The following is a 2,467-nucleotide window of genomic DNA, read 5'->3' on the forward strand; positions in this document are numbered from 1 at the left end:
CACCATCACCGCCTGCGACGTCTCCGACCGCACCGCCCTCCACCACCTCATCCGAGCCATCCCCACCGAACACCCCCTCACCACCGTCATCCACGCCGCCGGTGCCTCCGACACCGAGCTGATCGCCGACCTCCCGCCGGAACGTCTCCAGCATGTGCTGGAGGCCAAGGCCCTCGGCGCCGCGCATCTGCACGAACTCACGAGGGAACTCGACCTCAGCGCGTTCGTCCTCTTCTCCTCCGGTGCGGCCTCCTGGGGCGGCAGTCGACAGGCCGCCTACGCCGCCGCCAACACCTACCTCGACGCCCTCGCCGAACACCGCCGCCTCCAAGGACTCCCCGCCACCAGCATCGCCTGGGGCCCCTGGAGCGAGGCGGGCATGGCCGCCGACGAGACGGCGCTCTCCTTCTACGGGCGGCGGGGGTTGTCGCCGCTCAGCCCCGATCTCGCGGTTGCGGCGCTCCACCACGCGCTCAGCCACCGCGACACCACCGTCACCATCGCGGACATCGACTGGGAGAAGTTCCCCGCCACTTTTACGGCGCAACGGCCGAGTCCGTTGCTCTCCGACCTGATCGGGTCCGCCGTCCACCCGGAGGACTCTCGCCACGCTCCGTCCGCCGTCACACCGCTGCGCCAACAGCTCGATTCCAGCACCCCCGCCAAGCAGCATCAGCTGCTGCTCCACGAGATCCAGTCCCTGGCGGCAGCGATCCTGGGCCATGCCGGGCCCGATGCCATTCCGGCCACCCAGCCGTTCCAGGAGCTGGGGGTCGACTCCCTCACCGCCGTCGAGCTGCGTAACCAGCTCGCCACCCTCACGGGCATCGACCTCCCGCCCTCCCTCGTCTTCGACCACCCCACACCGCATGCCCTCGCGACCCGTCTGCGTGCCGACATCACGGGGCAGCAGACGGCTGTCGCCGCCCACGCGCCCACCGCGGCCGCGCTCGACGAGCCCATCGCGATCGTCGGAATGGCCTGTCGCTACCCCGGTGGCGCACGCAATCCGAAGGATCTGTGGGACCTGGTCGTCGCACACCACGACGCCATCACGGAGATGCCCACCGATCGGCACTGGGACCTCAACGCGCTCTTCCACCCCGACCCCGACCACTCGGGTACGAGTTATGTCCGCGAGGGTGGCTTTCTCCATGACGCGCCCGCGTTCGACGCGGCGTTCTTCGGTATCAGCCCGCGCGAAGCGCTCGCCATGGACCCCCAACAGCGGCTGCTCCTCGAAACCGCATGGGAAACCTTCGAAAACGCAGGGCTCGACCGCGACGCACTGAGCGGCAGCAACACCGGCGTCTTCGCCGGAGTGACCTCCCAGGACTATCTGTCGCTCACCGGCGATACGGCAAGCGATGTCGAAGGCTACGTCGCCACGGGGAACATCGGCAGCGTGGTGTCCGGCCGGGTGGCGTACTCGTTCGGCTTGGAAGGGCCCGCGGTCACCGTCGACACGGCCTGTTCGTCGTCGCTGGTGGCCATGCATCTGGCCGCCCAGGCGCTCCGGCAGGGCGAATGCACCCTCGCCCTGGCAGGCGGAGTGACGGTGATGGCCACCCCGGGCGCGTTCATCGAGTTCTCCCGCCAGCGCGGCTTGGCCCCCGATGCCCGGTGCAAACCGTTCGCCGCGGCCGCCGACGGCATGGTGTGGGGCGAGGGCGTGGGCCTCGTCCTGCTGGAACGGCTGTCGGACGCCCGGCGCAACGGCCACCGGGTACTGGCGCTCGTACGGGGTACGGCGGTCAACCAGGACGGCACCAGCAACGGTCTGACGGCGCCGAACGGGCCCTCGCAGCAGCGAGTCATCCGGCAGGCGCTCGCCAACGCCCGCCTGACGCCGTCCGAGGTGGACGCCGTCGAGGCGCATGGCACCGGTACGACGCTGGGCGACCCGATCGAGGCGCAGGCACTGCTGGCCACGTACGGACAGGACCGGTTGCACGATCGGCCCCTGTGGCTCGGCTCCATCAAGTCCAACATCGGCCACACCCAGGCCGCGGCGGGCGTAGCCGGTGTGATCAAGATGGTGATGGCGATGCGGCACGGGCTCCTGCCCGCCTCGCTGCACATCGACGAGCCGACGCCCAACGTGAACTGGTCCGAGGGTGACGTACGGCTGCTCACCGAGCCGGTCCGGTGGCCGGAGGGTGAACAGCCGCGCCGGGCGGGTGTGTCGTCGTTCGGCATCAGCGGCACCAACGCCCATCTGATCCTGGAGCAAGCTCCCCATTCGGTGGCGCCGGTTTCCACCGTCCACGGTGTCGTGCCGTGGCTGGTGTCCGCCCAAAGCCCAGAGGCTCTTCGGGGACAGGCGGTGGCCGTGGCCGGGCACGTCTGCGCCGAAGAGGACCCGACACCGGTGGAGGTGGGCTGGTCGCTGCTGAAGACCCGCTCGCTCTTCGACCACCGCGCCGTCGTCATCGGCGACGACCGGGATGAGCTGGCGGCGGGGTTG

1 protein-coding gene is annotated in these 2,467 nt (G+C 70.1%); it reads left to right on the plus strand.

The window, feature by feature from the left end; all coding sequences use genetic code 11:
• Window positions 1-2,467 (plus strand): type I polyketide synthase (locus tag LCH29_RS43770; protein WP_446467253.1); only part of this gene is annotated, 2,467 nt, incomplete at both ends.

It is taken from the genome of Streptomyces sp. BRA346, from assembly GCF_052851135.1.